This is a genomic window from Arenibacter certesii DSM 19833, from assembly GCF_000429545.1.
Classification (GTDB): domain Bacteria; phylum Bacteroidota; class Bacteroidia; order Flavobacteriales; family Flavobacteriaceae; genus Arenibacter; species Arenibacter certesii.
In genome coordinates, this window is the sequence record NZ_AUCB01000011.1 from 106,164 (window position 1) to 120,616 (window position 14,453).

The following is a 14,453-nucleotide window of genomic DNA, read 5'->3' on the forward strand; positions in this document are numbered from 1 at the left end:
TGTACTCAATAATGTTTAAATTATAAGTCTAGTGATTTTGTTTGTATGATAAACCTGTATTCTTAGACCTGTATAGACGGACTACCCCGTAGGTCTATCAGGTTTCTCTAGAGGGTTTTGAAGCGATATGGGTGATGGAGTGTTGTACACATCTTTTACAATCTGGCGCAAGTCTGGAATTACTGTTCTTGCCAATTTAGAATTACTGTTCAACAATACACAAATCCCTAGATCGGATTCTGGGTATACTGCAATCTCATTTCTATAACTATTAACACTACCACCGTGATGCCAAACGGTTTTTGGAACTTCGCTATCGTCCTCCAAAAAGGTGTGGATTCGCCATCCAAATCCATAATATGATTTTAAATGCCCGGGCCAACGTTGGTAATATTTGCTACTCCCTTTTATTTCTACAAACGGATTAAAGGTTTCTAACAAGGCAGATTTCTCCATTAATTCTGGATGGTGTCCCAATAAAAAACGCATCCATTTACCCATATCCAATGCACTGGCATTGATGCCGCCTGCGGCAATGGCATTATAATAATTAGAATTGAGGGCTAAAGTTCTCCATCCATTTTTAATGGGTGAATGTGGCATGGCTACATTCTGCTCATGTGACAAAGCTTCGTAATCCATAGTTACATTTTTCATGCCCAAAGGTTTAAAAAATCGATTGGTCAAAGAGGTGGTAATATTTTGCCCGGTGGCCTGTAGTACCAACTCTTCACAGAGTGCAAACATGGCATTTTGATAGCTATACATCAATCCTGGTTTACTAATTGGGACCACATCTTTAAAGCGTGCCGCAATGGTTGTTAAGGGTAATCCGGCCTCCACAAGATTGGTGTAACTATGATAAGGTGTACCAGATGTGTGCGAAAGTATATTGGCAAGTGTAATATTATCTGTATTAGTTTTGTCTCCTAAGCGAAATGCAGGAATAAAATCACTTATCCTATCCTCCCAATGTAATTTGCCCTCACTCTTTAAATTAGCGGCCAATACTCCGGCAAACCCCTTGGATAAGGATCCTAGCCGAAATACAGTTTCACGATCTACACTGCTATTTTGATTGATATCTCGCCTGCCATATCCATCCGAAATTATAATAGAATCTCCTTTTACAATACTTACTCCTGCACCTACAATATCTCCTGCTGCAATTGCCTTATCAAAATAGGCCTGAACAGCAATTTTTAAGTCGCGTTGTTGCAATTTATACAGTTGCACTTCAAGGGGGTCAACTAATGGTTCCTCTATGTTCGCTGAAAAGTCCGACTTTTCGGATACGGAATCGTTTTGTGGTGAAACTAGTGAAAAGCCAATATAGGTAAAAACAAAAATCGTAAGGATTAATAAAGATGTTCTTACTATCATTTTGTTTTGAAGCATACTAATTATTTTGTAAGTTGATGAAAATAATGGGTTAAATTTCGGGTAATATACTTTATTAACGGATGAAGAGCATAGTTTCTTATATTTCAATCGTTATTTGTTTCTTATTAAAGGAGAAGTCCTAAGTTTTAGATGGTACATGGCAGATTTATAATGTATTATAATATAAGTTGAAGACCTATTTTAATTGGTTGCTATTTTTGTCTGTGTAGATTCACCTTAAACAATCGCTCTTTTCACATTTTTATTTGGTTGAAATATTCATTTAGCTCTTTTAAATTTTTTAATATACCACTACCCCAAAATACCCTTTTCAATCTTCTTCAGAATCTTATAATTTTCGGCTTTATCTGGCATAAATTTCATTGCTTTTTTTCAATATCTACTATAATTTCATTTTCAGATTTTTCTATAGTTAGAATAGAATCTATGAATTTTTGGTGGACCTGTGTCTTTATAATATTCCCTATTTTCTCTAGTATTTCTAATTTTACGAATGGAGTTTGGATCATTTGAAGAATGTTATTCCAGTTTTTACTATTATACTTAAAAGTTACTCTATGGGTAGACTCCAGAAAATCGGACATATCTATATCCTCAAACTTTTCGTAATCAAAAATATTCCAAAATACAATTCCGAACGATATTACTAATCCAGCAATTACCGGAATCACCCAGTACTCCAAGTCAAAACCATTAATTAAAACCCATAGGGATAATCCAATAGGGAGTAATACTAGGCTTTTTACTGTTATTTTCCATACTTTTTCGTTCATTTTATACTCAGCTAATTATTACTGCTAAAATCTTTAAACCAATACAGAAAATATCTTTCTCATATCTACTATTAATATGTAGGATCCGCTTTACGTAAAGTTTTCAATGAATATAAATCTTAAGTAATTTTTATTTAGCCTTACTACGAATACCATTTTTAAAACATCTCCATTATCAAAGCCGGTTTGACGTTAATTTTCTATCACAGAATTAAATCCCTTAACTTCTCCCATACTAAAGTTAAATGGCCCCAATTGGTGGCTAGCAGGAAGTAACGCCCCACTATCCATTACTTGCCATCCTTCCCATGTGGCTTCTAAACCGCCAATGGGAATAATTTTCACCCACATCTTAAAGCTTTGTGGAATTCCCTCTTCATCTAAAACCCATAAATATGAATCTCCTGGAGTATCTCCTCCGGTGGTATAGGTAACCAGAAGGCCATAAGTTTCATTATCAAATGGCACCAAACTCCGCTGGGTACCCTTATCGAATACTTTATAAGGGGCTACTAACCAAAAAGAATCATTGTTAAAATAAGTTCGGGCCTTTTCCATTATTTTCTTCTTTTCCTCACCAACTATTGCTTCTCCATTTTTTAACGCTTCGCCTAGATTGCTAACCTTTAAATTTAGAATTACAGTATAGGCATCCCAATTTACTTCTACTAGATTTTCCTGTTTATCCCATAAATAATGATGTTTGTTATTAGTAAAGGACCATTCCAAGAAACGGGTGTTTTTATAGGCCTCATAGTTAAGGGCAGTGAGCATTTTACTGGCTAGTGCATCTGCTTCTATGCTAGGAGAATTTTGGGGGCGCGACTCATGCAACAAGGCAAAAAGAGTTCCTGCTACTACTAATAGCAGTATGAAAGCGACAAGTAAAAATTTCCCAATTTTCTTTATCATATGTAACGCTCCTTAAAAGCCAACGGCAGTATCATCTCCCCGGTGGTCCGCTCCTCCTTCCAACCTACCATCGGGTAATACCATAATAGCATCTACTTTTCCTATTATCGGAGTTCGTTCCTCGTTTATGACATATCCTTTTTCTTTTAACTCAATCATTAGATCCGGAGAGAAACCATTAGGCTCAAAAACTACATTGTCTGGCATCCATTGATGGTGAAATCTTGGCGCATTAACTGCCTCTTGCATACTCATATTAAATTCGTATCCATTCAAAATAGTTTGTGCCACTGCTGTAATTATAGTAGATCCACCTGGGGTACCCACTACCATCCATAATTTTCCGTTTTTCTCTACAATAGTAGGGGTCATACTGCTCAGCATTCTTTTTCCGGGCATAATGCTATTGGCCTCTGCGCCAATCAATCCAAACATATTGGGGACGCCTGGTTTAGCGCTAAAGTCATCCATTTCGTTGTTTAAGAAAAAACCTAATTCCTCTGAAAATAGTTTGGAACCATAACCACCATTTATAGTAGTGGTAGCGGACACGGCATTTCCAAAACTATCTACGATAGAGTAGTGTGTAGTCTCATCACTTTCTACAATAGTTACATCGCCATGGGATACGGCTGTAGATTTTGTGGCCTTGTCAAAGCTAAAGTCGGCCATTCTACTTTGTATATAACTATCACTTAACAATTCGTTCATCGGTATTGCCACATAATCCGGATCGCCCAAATAGTAATTTCTGTCGGCATAAGCTCTTCTAGCTGCTTCCGTAAATAATTGTATTGTCTTGGCCGAATTATGTCCAAATTTAGAAATCTCGTGAGGTTCCATCATTTTAAGGATCTGCTGTATAGTAAAACCACCACTACTAGGCGGACTCATAGAAATGATATCTAAATCCTTATAGGAGAATTTAAGGGGAGCACGCCATTTGGCCTCGTACAGCGCTAAGTCTTCCATAGAAACATATCCTCCCATGTCTTGAATAAAAGCACTTAACTTCTCAGCTATTTCACCCTTATAAAATCCGTCTTTCCCTTCCTCGGCAATTTTTCTCATAACCCTAGCCAAGGCCTTATATTTAATAGTATCCCCTTTTTTATAGGGTTGGGCAAAAAATGTGCTATCTCCATTAACCTCAATAAACTGACTTCTGTAAGAGGCTAATCGGTCTTCTTGCTTTTGGGTAACTACCACACCTTTTTCTGCTAATGCGATTACGGGGGCCAATAATTCTTTTAAGGGCATGGTCCCAAATTTTTCATGTACCGCCATTACGCCAGCTACCGTCCCTGGAACTCCTACAGCGGTTGCACCCACAGTGCTTTTGCCCGGAATAACATTACCCAAAGAATCCAAATACATATCCTTATGGGCTGTCATAGGGGCTTTTTCACGATAGTCTATACCACCAAAATCACCATCGGCCTTCCTATAGACCATAAATCCGCCACCACCAACATTTCCCGCAAAGGGAAAGGCCACGGCAAGTGCTAATTCTGTTGCTACCATAGCATCAAAGGCGTTACCACCTTTTTGTAAGATATCTGATCCAATTTTGGAGGCTTCCTCACGTGCAGAGACCACCATAGCATTTTCTGTTACCAAACCTGTAGGGACAGGAACAGCTTTCTTACAAGAAACAAATGCGATAAGCAATAGCGCGACAATAAACTGATGTAATTTCATAAATCTACAGTTGTTAGATGTTTGTAATATTTAGTTCTATTGGTCTGTTAATTCAATATATTTTGCTCTTGCATGGACCATAAGTTCGGCAAAAAAAATGGTAAACTCATTTTCAAATTCGGTGTAATGTTCTTTTAAATCTCCTATGGCTAGATTCATTTTGGATTTGTTTCCTGTACGCTGGTTTAAACCCCTCAACACCCCTGATATACCGTCTAAATTGGCGTAATTCAAAAGCCAGTTATCTTCTATCATATACGGCATCATTCCTTTTATTCTTGGAGGAAGTAATCCGTAATTGCTTTCTAAAAGAGCGTAAAAGTTTTTGGTAAAAATGGGAAGAGGAGTATCAGAATAATTTAACCAGTTTTTAGCCAAAAAATGATCGTAATAAATATCTACGATAACACCACTATAATGACTATAGTTATTGTGAAGTCGTTTAGTACTCTTTCTAAAAGTAGGGTGTTTGTCCGTAAATGTATCAATGGCACGGTGCAGTATAATTCCCTTCTGTACTTTTTCTGGTAGGTGCGTGTAATTATTACCTCTAATACTGTCCGCTATAAAATTCCCTATAGTTATTTCATCATCATTGCCGGAAAGGAATATATGTGCCAAAAAATTCATACTGACAAAAGAAGGTTATTAAGAACTAATTTACAACTTAGGGCCATAGTAATTAAACCTAACCCGTTATATTTGTATAAACTTATAATTGTAAAAATGACTTTAATTAAATCCATTTCAGGAATCCGAGGCACTATCGGAGGAAAACCAGGAGACAATTTAACACCTATAGATGCAGTGAAATTTGCTGCTGCTTATGGAATTTGGTTAAAAGACTATTCCAAAAAAGAAAAATTAAAAGTAGTAATAGGAAGGGATGCCCGACTATCAGGTGAAATGATCCAGAATTTGGTAGTTTCTACTTTGGTAGGCCTTGGTATAGATATAATAGATTTAGATCTTTCAACCACCCCAACTGTGGAAATAGCCGTTCCCTTGGAAAATGCCGATGGTGGAATTATTCTAACCGCTAGCCATAATCCTAAGCAATGGAATGCCCTTAAACTTCTAAATGAAAAAGGAGAATTTTTGGATGCTGAACAAGGCGCCAAAATATTGGAAATTGCAGCGGAAGAGGCGTTTGTTTTTGCAGAAGTAGACGATTTGGGAACAATTACCCGAAACGATTCTTATATAGATATCCATATCGATGAAGTTTTAAATCTTTCCCTTGTAGATGCAGATGTAATTAGGGCTGCTAAATTTAAGGTAGTGGTAGACGGGGTAAATTCTACAGGTGGAATTGCCATCCCCAAGCTCTTAAGAGAATTAGGAGTAGAGGTTGTAGAGCTTTACTGTGAGCCAACGGGACACTTTCCACATAACCCCGAACCCCTTAAAGAACATTTAGGTGATATCTGTGAATTAGTGGTAAAAGAAAAAGCAGATTTTGGAATTGTTGTGGATCCTGATGTAGATCGGTTAGCTTTTATAACCAATGAAGGGGAAATGTTTGGAGAAGAATATACTTTGGTTGCCTGTGCAGATTACGTGCTAGGGAAAACCAAGGGGAATACCGTCTCTAATTTATCGTCTAGTCGTGCTCTAAGGGATATTACCCAGAAACACGGCGGTACTTATGAAGCGTCTGCAGTAGGCGAGGTGAATGTAGTAACCTTAATGAAAAAGAATAAGGCCATAATTGGAGGTGAAGGTAATGGTGGTATTATCTATCCAGAGAGTCACTATGGTCGCGACTCCCTTGTAGGAACCGCGCTGTTTTTAATGCTGATGGCAGAAAAAGGAGGTACCGTAAGTGAACTTAGGGCTAGTTACCCAAGTTACTTTATGAGTAAAAAGAAAATTGAATTGACTCCAGGGTTGGATGTTGATGGTATTTTAACAGCTATGGCGGAAAAATACAAGAATGAGGAAATCTCTACTATTGACGGGGTTAAAATTGACTTCCCCGAAAATTGGGTGCATTTACGTAAATCTAACACTGAGCCAATTATCAGAATATATACCGAAGCGAAAAGTCAGGCTGATGCAGATACACTTGCTGATCGGATTATAGGAGAGATTAAAGCGGTAGCCGGATTATAATGGATAATTTGGTTCGTATACAATTAAACTATATTTTTAAAGGTCCTGGTTCTTTCCGGGACCTTTTATTTTCTATACATTTCCTTAATTTTAAAATTACCATAATGAAATTAACTTGGATAAAGTTGTTACATATTGGAGCCATATTAGCGTCAATCCCTAAAGTAAATGCCCAAACGGACACACTAAGAATAATGAGTTTCAATATTCTTCACGGGGCAACAGTTAAAAACGATTTCAATTTGGATACCCTTGCTGGGGTAATCAATAGTTATCAACCACATTTAGTAGCATTACAGGAGGTAGATTTTAAAACGAAGCGTGCAAAGGAATATGATCTACCCACAGAATTGGGCCATAGAACAAAAATGGCCTCTCTTTTTGGCCGTGCAATGTACTACGATGGTGGAGAGTATGGGGAAGGTGTGCTGTCTAAATTCACCTTTGTTGAAACCGAAAATTTTGCCTTACCTCATTTACCAACTTCGGAACCTCGAGCTGCATTGATTACTAGAGTAAGAACAAAAAAAGGGAATATTATTCAGTTTGTAGCCACGCATTTAGACCATTTGGAAGATAATACGGATAGAGTGATGCAGGCGAAAGCTCTGGTGGAAAAACTGAAAGATTCTCCATATCCTACTATTCTTGCCGGTGATTTAAATGCACAACCTAAGGACGAGTCTATAAAATTATTGTTAGCAGAATTTACAAAACCCGAAACACCAAATGCCTATTTACCTACTTGGCCTTCAGATAATCCAAGGATAAATATAGATCATATACTATATAATGTACCCCAGAAATGGAAGGTAACAGATTATCAAGTGCTTTGTGAGAACTATGCAACAGATCACTGTGTGGTAATGGCTACTTTGGTATTTACTCCTTAATTATTTATTTCTGAAGAGGGGTGTTACGGACTAATTTATCAGTCGGGTGCTCTCCAGTGTAACTCCATGCCAGGGGCAGTATGAGGTATTCTGTTTTTTTAAATATAAGTAAACCGCTCTGTTTTTAACAAAAATTACTGATAAAAACAGCCTACTTAAACTCGGCAGGAACCTTGTCCCGATGTTTCCATCTTCTGTGGGTCCACAGGTAATAATCCGGTTTATCCCTGATCTGTTGTTCGGTAAGACGTAAGAATTGCTCAGTTATCTCATTTTCTTTCGTTTCCCCGCCCGATAAGGTGATAGGGATAAATTCTGCTTCGTAATTTCCGCGTTTCACCTTTGAAACTTTTAAAAAAACAACTGCCAAATCTAATTTACGGGCTAAAGCCTCGGCACCATTATAAACAGGTACTTTTATTCCCATAAAATCACTCCAATAATGGGCCCGTTGTGCCATTGGAGACTGGTCGCTTACCATCCCATAAACAGAACGTACATTTCTTCGCTCGTTATAGAGAACAGTTTTTGGAGTTTCATTGGTAGTAATAGGAGTAGTGTTCCATTTTGCCCTTATCCGTTTTACTAGTCGGTCAAAATAAGGATTTCCTATTTTCTGATATACGGCATAACCTTTGGCATCTATATAATTGTTGATGCTAACATTCCACTCCCAATTTGCATAATGAGAACATACTACCAAGATACTTTTCTTCCGTGAAATCTTCTGTAGCAGTTCAATGTTGGTAACATGGTACCGTTGTTTTACTTTTTCTTTAGATAAGGCCATGGTCTTTACCATTTCTAAAAACATATCGCACATATGATGGTAGAAGGATTTTCTAATCCCTAACAGTTCTTCCTTATCTTTATTGGGGAAAACAAGTTTTAAATTGTTTAATACCACCTCTTTTCGATATCCTACTACATGGTAGACCAAAAAAAATACAAAATCAGAAAACGCGTAAAACAGTCTATATGGAAGTATGGAAATAATCCATAAGAAAGGAAATACTAATAGAAAAACAACAAGCTGCATGCAAAGAGGATTAGTCGAAATATAATTATATTTGGCGTCAAAGATAATCCATTTAAATATGAATGACATCCATTTTGCCACCATAGCTATCATGGCAATCAACTTAATTGCCTCTTTAAAAGGTTTTAATGACACTCATTTTTTTGAACGCTACAAATTTGGAGTGGGAGCTATACAAGCAGGACAAAAGGACAGAATGGTTACTTCGGGATTCTTGCACGTAGATTTCTCGCACCTTTTCTTTAATATGTTTACCCTCTTTTTCTTTGCTCCCGTGGTAATCAATTGGTTTGGGCCAGGGAAATTCTTAATAATTTACTTTATAAGCCTAATAGCAGGTAGTCTATTAGCCTTGTTCTTTCACAAAAAAGAACCTTATTATAGTGCCGTAGGGGCCAGTGGTGCAGTAACCGGTATTTTATATGCTGCCATATTATTGGAACCTGGTATGAGGTTGGGGATAATGTTTATTCCTATTCCGTTGCCTGCCTACGTATTGGGAATTCTATATTTGTTCTACTCTATTTATGGAATGAAAACCAGATTAGGGAATATTGGGCATACCGCACATTTTGGTGGGGCAATAGGTGGTTTTGTAACGACATTGCTTTTTAAGCCAGACCTCTTTATTACCGATACATGGATGGTGATATTGCTGGCAGTTCCCATTATCATATTATTTATTCTGGGTAAAATGGGTAAGCTGTAAAAAAAAAGAGGTCTAAAACTTCTAGTAATAGACCTCTCAATAAAGCAAATTTTATATTAATTAAGTAGCTCAGAAATTTTCTCTTCCAAAGCAGGACCACGTAAGTTTTTTGCAATAATTACTCCGTTTTCATCTAGGATGAAAGTTGCGGGGATAGCATCTACGTTGTATAGTTTAGCGATAGCGTCATCAAAATAATCCAAACTAGAGATATGGCTCCAAGTTAAATTGTCATCGGCAATCGCTTTTTTCCAATCTTCTTCTTTTCGGTCTAAGGAAACGCCTATAATATTTAATCCTTTCTCGTGGTATTTGTTGTATACTCTTACTACATTAGGATTTTCTACTCTACATGGCTTACACCAAGCAGCCCAGAAATCTATTATAGTAACTTTACCCATCGCTTCTTTTAAAGAGATTTCACCACCATCTGGAGTTGGACCGGAAAAATCGGGAGCAACAGCACCAATGGAGGTGCTTTTCCCTTTTTCTTCTCTTGCTTTTGCCGCAGTAAGGCTAGTAGCAATTTGTTTACCTGGAACTGTCTCCTTAATTTCTGGAGTTAGAGCATCATACATTTCTTGTGCTTCAGCACTCTCTATAATTCTTCCGTTTAAGGCTTTATCTATTAATAGAGCAGAGATAAGTCCATTTGGATTATCCTTGATAAACTGTAATTCAAAATTCTTATACTCTTCTTGTAGTTCCCCAAATTCGTCCTGAAGCGACTTTATAGTGGCTTCATTTCCAGCCATGCTAGCTTCTTGTAGGTCTTGCTGTATGGACATTGCCTTGTCAGACAACGATCTAGAGTTATCCAAATATTTAAAGAAGATATCGTTCTGAACTGTTCCTTTTACCTTGGCAAAATTTAGGCTATCCTTATGAGCTGTTAATTCAATAGTCCCATTGTCGGCAACAAGCGGGGTATATCCCTGTACATTGTCTACAAACACATAGATTAAATCTGGGGATTCTGCAGTACCGGCTACACTAAACTTTCCATTTTGAACGGTAGTAGTATCAATATCAAAAGGCTGATTGTTTTCGTTGATCTTTCGTATAAATACTTGCGTACCGTCCTCAACGTCTCCAGATAAAGAGCCGTTTAAGACATAGCCTTCCGGTTTGTTGTTACAAGCAACCAGACCGACTATTACGGAAAGGGATAAAAATAATTTCTTCATTGTTTTATTGTTTTTAAAGTGGTGCAAATGTACTTATATATGGTTGATAAAAAAAGCCAAAAGCAGTACATAAGGGCTTCTGGCTTTTTATTTGATTAGGGTGCTTCCTTAAAATTGGTAGCGTATTCCTAGGGCAATATCAAAATCGAAGTTATTCGAGAAATTTTTATAACCTACTAGTCCAATTTCTGGCCTAAAATCTAAGGATAGCAATAAGGGAATATCAAAGTTGTATTCCACACCAATATCCCCTGCAGCAAAGACAAAGAGACCTCCATCTGGAGTGTAGGGTTCTTTATTATTGCCGGTTCTAGTAACAAAATCTACACTTCCTAAACCTCCTCCAGCACCGTAATACCAGTTGAAGTTTCCGTCTATAGGAAACACCCATTGGTAAAGGCCCGACACTTTAAAGGCGTTAAAATACCTACTATCTCGCCAGCCAAGATTGGCTTCCAGTCTGTTATACTGAAAAAGGGACTTTTGATAAGAAATCTCGGCACCAAAACCATCGCTGTCTCCCAAGCGAAGACCAATGGAGTGATCAGATATTTCTTGAGCGCTAACAGAGTACCAAGAGCAACACAGTACCAAAGCAAATAATTTAATGATTTTCATGGGGTTCTTAATTTTGAGTATAGTTAAAAATGAAAGTTTCCTTGTCACGCTCAAACAATAATAACTTATTTTAGTGGCCAAAATTGTACTGAGCTTTAAAAACCATGCTAAATTATATAAAAGATCAATTAGAAGGGGAGTTGTTTATAGATAAATTAACAACTACCTTATATGCTACCGATGCTTCTGTTTATAGGAAAATACCAATGGCCGTTGCCTATCCTAAAAACGAGACCGATATTAAAAAATTAATATTGTTCGCTAAAGAAAACAAAATCGGACTAATTCCTAGGACAGCTGGAACCTCATTGGCAGGGCAGTGTGTGGGTGATGGTATAGTAGTAGATGTTTCCAAACACTTTACCGAAATACGTTCCTTGGATACGGATAAGAAGCAAGTTACAGTTCAGCCCGGGGTGATCAGGGATGAATTAAATCAGTATTTGGCGCCTTACGGTCTTTTCTTTGGCCCCAATACCTCTACCTCAAACCGGTGTATGATTGGTGGAATGGTAGGAAATAATTCCTCTGGAACTACTTCTATACAGTATGGCGTGACCCGTGATAAGGTTGTTTCTATGACTACTTTTATTTCTGATGGGAGTAAGGTCCAATTTGGGACACTTTCACAAAACGGTTTTTTGGGAAAAATGTCCCTAGAAAACTTTGAAGGGGATATTTATCGTAACATCCATAAAGAGCTTATAAATAAGGAGATTAGGGAAGAGATTCTAACAGAATTCCCAAAACCCCAAATTCATAGAAGGAATACGGGCTATGCAGTGGACGAACTGCTTAAGAGTAGTGTTTCTGGGGAGGGCGAAGAGGAATTGAATCTGTGTAAATTACTAAGCGGAAGCGAAGGAACTTTGGCTTTTACCACAGAAATTGTACTACAACTAGATGATCTGCCCCCTAAACTTTCTGCCATGGTCGTTACCCATTACAAAACATTGGAAGATTGTTTAAGTGACGTAGCACCAGTGATGGCCCATAACCTTCATACCTGTGAGATGATGGACAAGGTAATCTTGGACTGTACTAAAAATAACCGAACCCAACTGGAAAATCGCTTTTTTGTTGATGGAGATCCTGCGGCCTTGTTAATGTTGGAAGTAAAATCGGATACCGAGGAGGATTTGGAGCTTCAATTGAAACAGCTGTTGACCACCGTTGAATTATCCGGTTTAAGTTACGCCCATCCAATTCTTAGGAATGATGATATTAATAAGGCTGTAGAATTAAGAAAGGCGGGCTTGGGATTGTTAGGAAATATTGTCGGAGACCGAAAGGCTGTGGCTTGTATAGAAGATACAGCCGTGGCTTTAGAAGATCTTAAAGATTTTATAGGGGAGTTTTCCCAAATAATGAAAGGATATGATCAGGATGCGGTTTACTATGCGCATGCAGGGGCCGGTGAACTTCACCTTAGGCCTATCCTTAACCTCAAAAAATCTACCGATGTAGCCCTCTTTAGAGCGATAACTACAGATGTGGCAAAACTTACTAAGAAATACAAGGGATCCTTTAGTGGTGAACATGGTGATGGTATTGTTAGGGCAGAATTTATACCCCTAATGATAGGCGACAAGAATTATGAACTGCTAAAACGAGTAAAAAGTTATTTTGATCCCCATAACATTTTTAATCCCGGTAAAATTGTTGACGCCTATCCCATGGACGAGTCGCTGCGCTACGAAATAGATAGGGAAGAGCCAGAGATTAAAACTTTAATGGACTTCTCAGATAGCGAAGGGATCTTGAAGGCTGCCGAAAAATGTAATGGTAGTGGTGATTGTAGGAAGACCCACCACATGTCTGGGGCTATGTGTCCAAGTTATCATGCAACCAAGAACGAAAAAGATACCACTAGAGGCCGTGCTAATGCTTTGCGGGAATTCCTGACCACTTCTGATAAATCCAATAAATTTGATAATAAGGAGCTTAAAGAAGTCTTTGACCTGTGCCTAAGTTGCAAGGCGTGTTCCAGTGAGTGTCCTAGTAATGTTGATGTAGCTACCTTAAAAGCGGAATTCCTGTATCAATATCAAGAAGAAAATGGATACCCTCTACGTGCAAAACTTTTTGCTTATAATACCGCTTTAAACAAGATGGGAAGCAAAATGGCAGGAATTACGAATGCCCTCTATGATTCAAAATTGATAGGTGGTTTTATAAAAAAATCTGTAGGAGTAGCGCCCGAAAGGAGTTTGCCAAAAGTTTATAAGGTAGATTTTGATGCATTGCTGAATACGGCAAAAGAGAAAAGTACTATTACTAAATCTAAAGTAGTACTCTATATCGATGAGTTTACTCAGTTTCTAGATGTGGAATTGGGGAGGGATGCTATTGAGGTGTTGACTAGATTAGGGTATGAGGTACAACTTTTTTATGCGGAGAGTGGGCGTACCTTTATTTCCAAAGGATTTTTAAAACAGGCTAAAGACCTTGCTATTAAAAATGTGTCGAAGTTGCTGGAGTTTGCAGAAAAGGGACTTCCTGTTCTAGGTTTGGAGCCATCTGCAATCCTTACATTTAGGGATGAGTACAAACGATTTGGTATAGGGAGTGGGACTATGGAGGCTATTGCCAAAAATGCGTATCTAATAGAAGAATTTTTGGCCAAAGAGATTAAGGAGGGAATTTTAACATCAGATTCGTTTACAGAAGAAAAGAGAACGGTTAAGATACATAACCACTGTCACCAGAAATCAATTTCTAACCAGAAGGTGACTTTCGATATTCTTAATCTGCCTGCAAATTACAGTGTTTCCATAATTAATTCCGGATGTTGCGGGATGGCCGGATCTTTTGGCTACGAAAAAGAACATTATGAGGTGAGTATGCAGGTAGGGGAGTTAAAATTGTTCCCTGCTGTTCGTAAAACAACAGAGGACGTGATTATTTCCGCTAATGGAACCAGTTGTAGACATCAAATTTATGATGGGACCAAAAGAAAAGCATTACATCCTATAAGTATTCTAAAGCAGGCCCTAGTTGTTTAAACTAGGGTCTTGGCTTTTAAGCTATAGATTTTTTTAAGGTCATATCCAACGTCAATATTTAACTTTTTTAGACCAATAAGGTCTATATCCATTTTTG

The 14,453-nt window shown here is 37.8% G+C and carries 12 protein-coding genes; 4 read left to right on the plus strand and 8 right to left on the minus strand.

The features are described 5' to 3' along the window. Window positions 1-81 precede the first annotated feature (81 nt). The 5 genes from G466_RS21580 to G466_RS0107040 form a co-directional block, all read right to left on the minus strand. Complete coding sequence (locus G466_RS21580) at window positions 82-1,383, minus strand: serine hydrolase domain-containing protein (protein ID WP_157373824.1); 1,302 nt, start codon at window positions 1,381-1,383, stop codon at window positions 82-84. 380 nt (window positions 1,384-1,763) lie between these two features. After that, window positions 1,764-2,177, minus strand: a complete 414-nt coding sequence (locus G466_RS0107025) for a hypothetical protein (protein WP_026813026.1) — start codon at window positions 2,175-2,177, stop codon at window positions 1,764-1,766. Window positions 2,178-2,369: 192 nt separating this feature from the next. Then, window positions 2,370-3,089 (minus strand): hypothetical protein, encoded by a 720-nt coding sequence (locus tag G466_RS0107030; RefSeq protein ID WP_034234906.1) that lies wholly within the window; start codon window positions 3,087-3,089, stop codon window positions 2,370-2,372. Between the two features lie 12 nt (window positions 3,090-3,101). Next, on the minus strand, window positions 3,102-4,790 hold the full coding sequence (gene ggt / locus G466_RS0107035; protein WP_026813028.1) for a gamma-glutamyltransferase: 1,689 nt from the start codon (window positions 4,788-4,790) through the stop codon (window positions 3,102-3,104). Between the two features lie 36 nt (window positions 4,791-4,826). Further along, on the minus strand, window positions 4,827-5,420 hold the full coding sequence (locus tag G466_RS0107040; protein WP_026813029.1) for an acyl carrier protein phosphodiesterase: 594 nt from the start codon (window positions 5,418-5,420) through the stop codon (window positions 4,827-4,829). 96 nt (window positions 5,421-5,516) lie between these two features. On the opposite strand from G466_RS0107040, the gene glmM reads away from it, so the two are divergent. Beyond that, window positions 5,517-6,905 (plus strand): phosphoglucosamine mutase, encoded by a 1,389-nt coding sequence (glmM, locus tag G466_RS0107045; RefSeq protein ID WP_026813030.1) that lies wholly within the window; start codon window positions 5,517-5,519, stop codon window positions 6,903-6,905. A gap of 104 nt (window positions 6,906-7,009) precedes the next feature. Further along, window positions 7,010-7,798: an endonuclease/exonuclease/phosphatase family protein gene (locus G466_RS0107050; RefSeq protein WP_034234939.1), complete on the plus strand. Its 789-nt coding sequence runs from the start codon at window positions 7,010-7,012 to the stop codon at window positions 7,796-7,798. Window positions 7,799-7,949: 151 nt separating this feature from the next. Here the strand turns inward: G466_RS0107050 and G466_RS0107055 are convergent, their stop codons facing one another. After that, window positions 7,950-8,837 (minus strand): lysophospholipid acyltransferase family protein, encoded by an 888-nt coding sequence (locus tag G466_RS0107055; RefSeq protein WP_026813032.1) that lies wholly within the window; start codon window positions 8,835-8,837, stop codon window positions 7,950-7,952. A 58-nt stretch (window positions 8,838-8,895) separates the two neighbouring features. Between G466_RS0107055 and G466_RS0107060 the strand changes: the two genes are divergently transcribed. Continuing rightward, the gene (locus G466_RS0107060; protein ID WP_026813033.1) at window positions 8,896-9,546 is read left to right on the plus strand and encodes a rhomboid family intramembrane serine protease; all 651 of its coding nucleotides are present in this window, start codon (window positions 8,896-8,898) and stop codon (window positions 9,544-9,546) included. Between the two features lie 56 nt (window positions 9,547-9,602). Here the strand turns inward: G466_RS0107060 and G466_RS0107065 are convergent, their stop codons facing one another. After that, window positions 9,603-10,733, minus strand: coding sequence for a TlpA disulfide reductase family protein (locus tag G466_RS0107065; protein WP_026813034.1), 1,131 nt, complete (start codon window positions 10,731-10,733; stop codon window positions 9,603-9,605). Window positions 10,734-10,841: 108 nt separating this feature from the next. After that, on the minus strand, window positions 10,842-11,351 hold the full coding sequence (locus G466_RS0107070) for a hypothetical protein (protein ID WP_026813035.1): 510 nt from the start codon (window positions 11,349-11,351) through the stop codon (window positions 10,842-10,844). A gap of 104 nt (window positions 11,352-11,455) precedes the next feature. On the opposite strand from G466_RS0107070, the gene G466_RS0107075 reads away from it, so the two are divergent. Then, window positions 11,456-14,356: an FAD-binding and (Fe-S)-binding domain-containing protein gene (locus G466_RS0107075; protein ID WP_026813036.1), complete on the plus strand. Its 2,901-nt coding sequence runs from the start codon at window positions 11,456-11,458 to the stop codon at window positions 14,354-14,356. The last annotated feature ends 97 nt before the right edge of the window (window positions 14,357-14,453 follow it).

Excerpts from the sequence above, each read along its gene's own strand:
- G466_RS21580 (WP_157373824.1), bottom strand. The coding sequence starts at position 1,383 with ATGATAGTAAGAACATCTTTATTAATCCTTACGATTTTTGTTTTTACC.
- G466_RS0107025 (WP_026813026.1), bottom strand. The coding sequence starts at position 2,177 with ATGAACGAAAAAGTATGGAAAATAACAGTAAAAAGCCTAGTATTACTC.
- G466_RS0107030 (WP_034234906.1), bottom strand. The coding sequence starts at position 3,089 with ATGATAAAGAAAATTGGGAAATTTTTACTTGTCGCTTTCATACTGCTA.
- ggt (WP_026813028.1), bottom strand. The coding sequence starts at position 4,790 with ATGAAATTACATCAGTTTATTGTCGCGCTATTGCTTATCGCATTTGTT.
- G466_RS0107040 (WP_026813029.1), bottom strand. The coding sequence starts at position 5,420 with ATGAATTTTTTGGCACATATATTCCTTTCCGGCAATGATGATGAAATA.
- glmM (WP_026813030.1), top strand. The coding sequence starts at position 5,517 with ATGACTTTAATTAAATCCATTTCAGGAATCCGAGGCACTATCGGAGGA.
- G466_RS0107050 (WP_034234939.1), top strand. The coding sequence starts at position 7,010 with ATGAAATTAACTTGGATAAAGTTGTTACATATTGGAGCCATATTAGCG.
- G466_RS0107055 (WP_026813032.1), bottom strand. The coding sequence starts at position 8,837 with ATGCAGCTTGTTGTTTTTCTATTAGTATTTCCTTTCTTATGGATTATT.
- G466_RS0107060 (WP_026813033.1), top strand. The coding sequence starts at position 8,896 with ATGAATGACATCCATTTTGCCACCATAGCTATCATGGCAATCAACTTA.
- G466_RS0107065 (WP_026813034.1), bottom strand. The coding sequence starts at position 10,733 with ATGAAGAAATTATTTTTATCCCTTTCCGTAATAGTCGGTCTGGTTGCT.
- G466_RS0107070 (WP_026813035.1), bottom strand. The coding sequence starts at position 11,351 with ATGAAAATCATTAAATTATTTGCTTTGGTACTGTGTTGCTCTTGGTAC.
- G466_RS0107075 (WP_026813036.1), top strand. The coding sequence starts at position 11,456 with ATGCTAAATTATATAAAAGATCAATTAGAAGGGGAGTTGTTTATAGAT.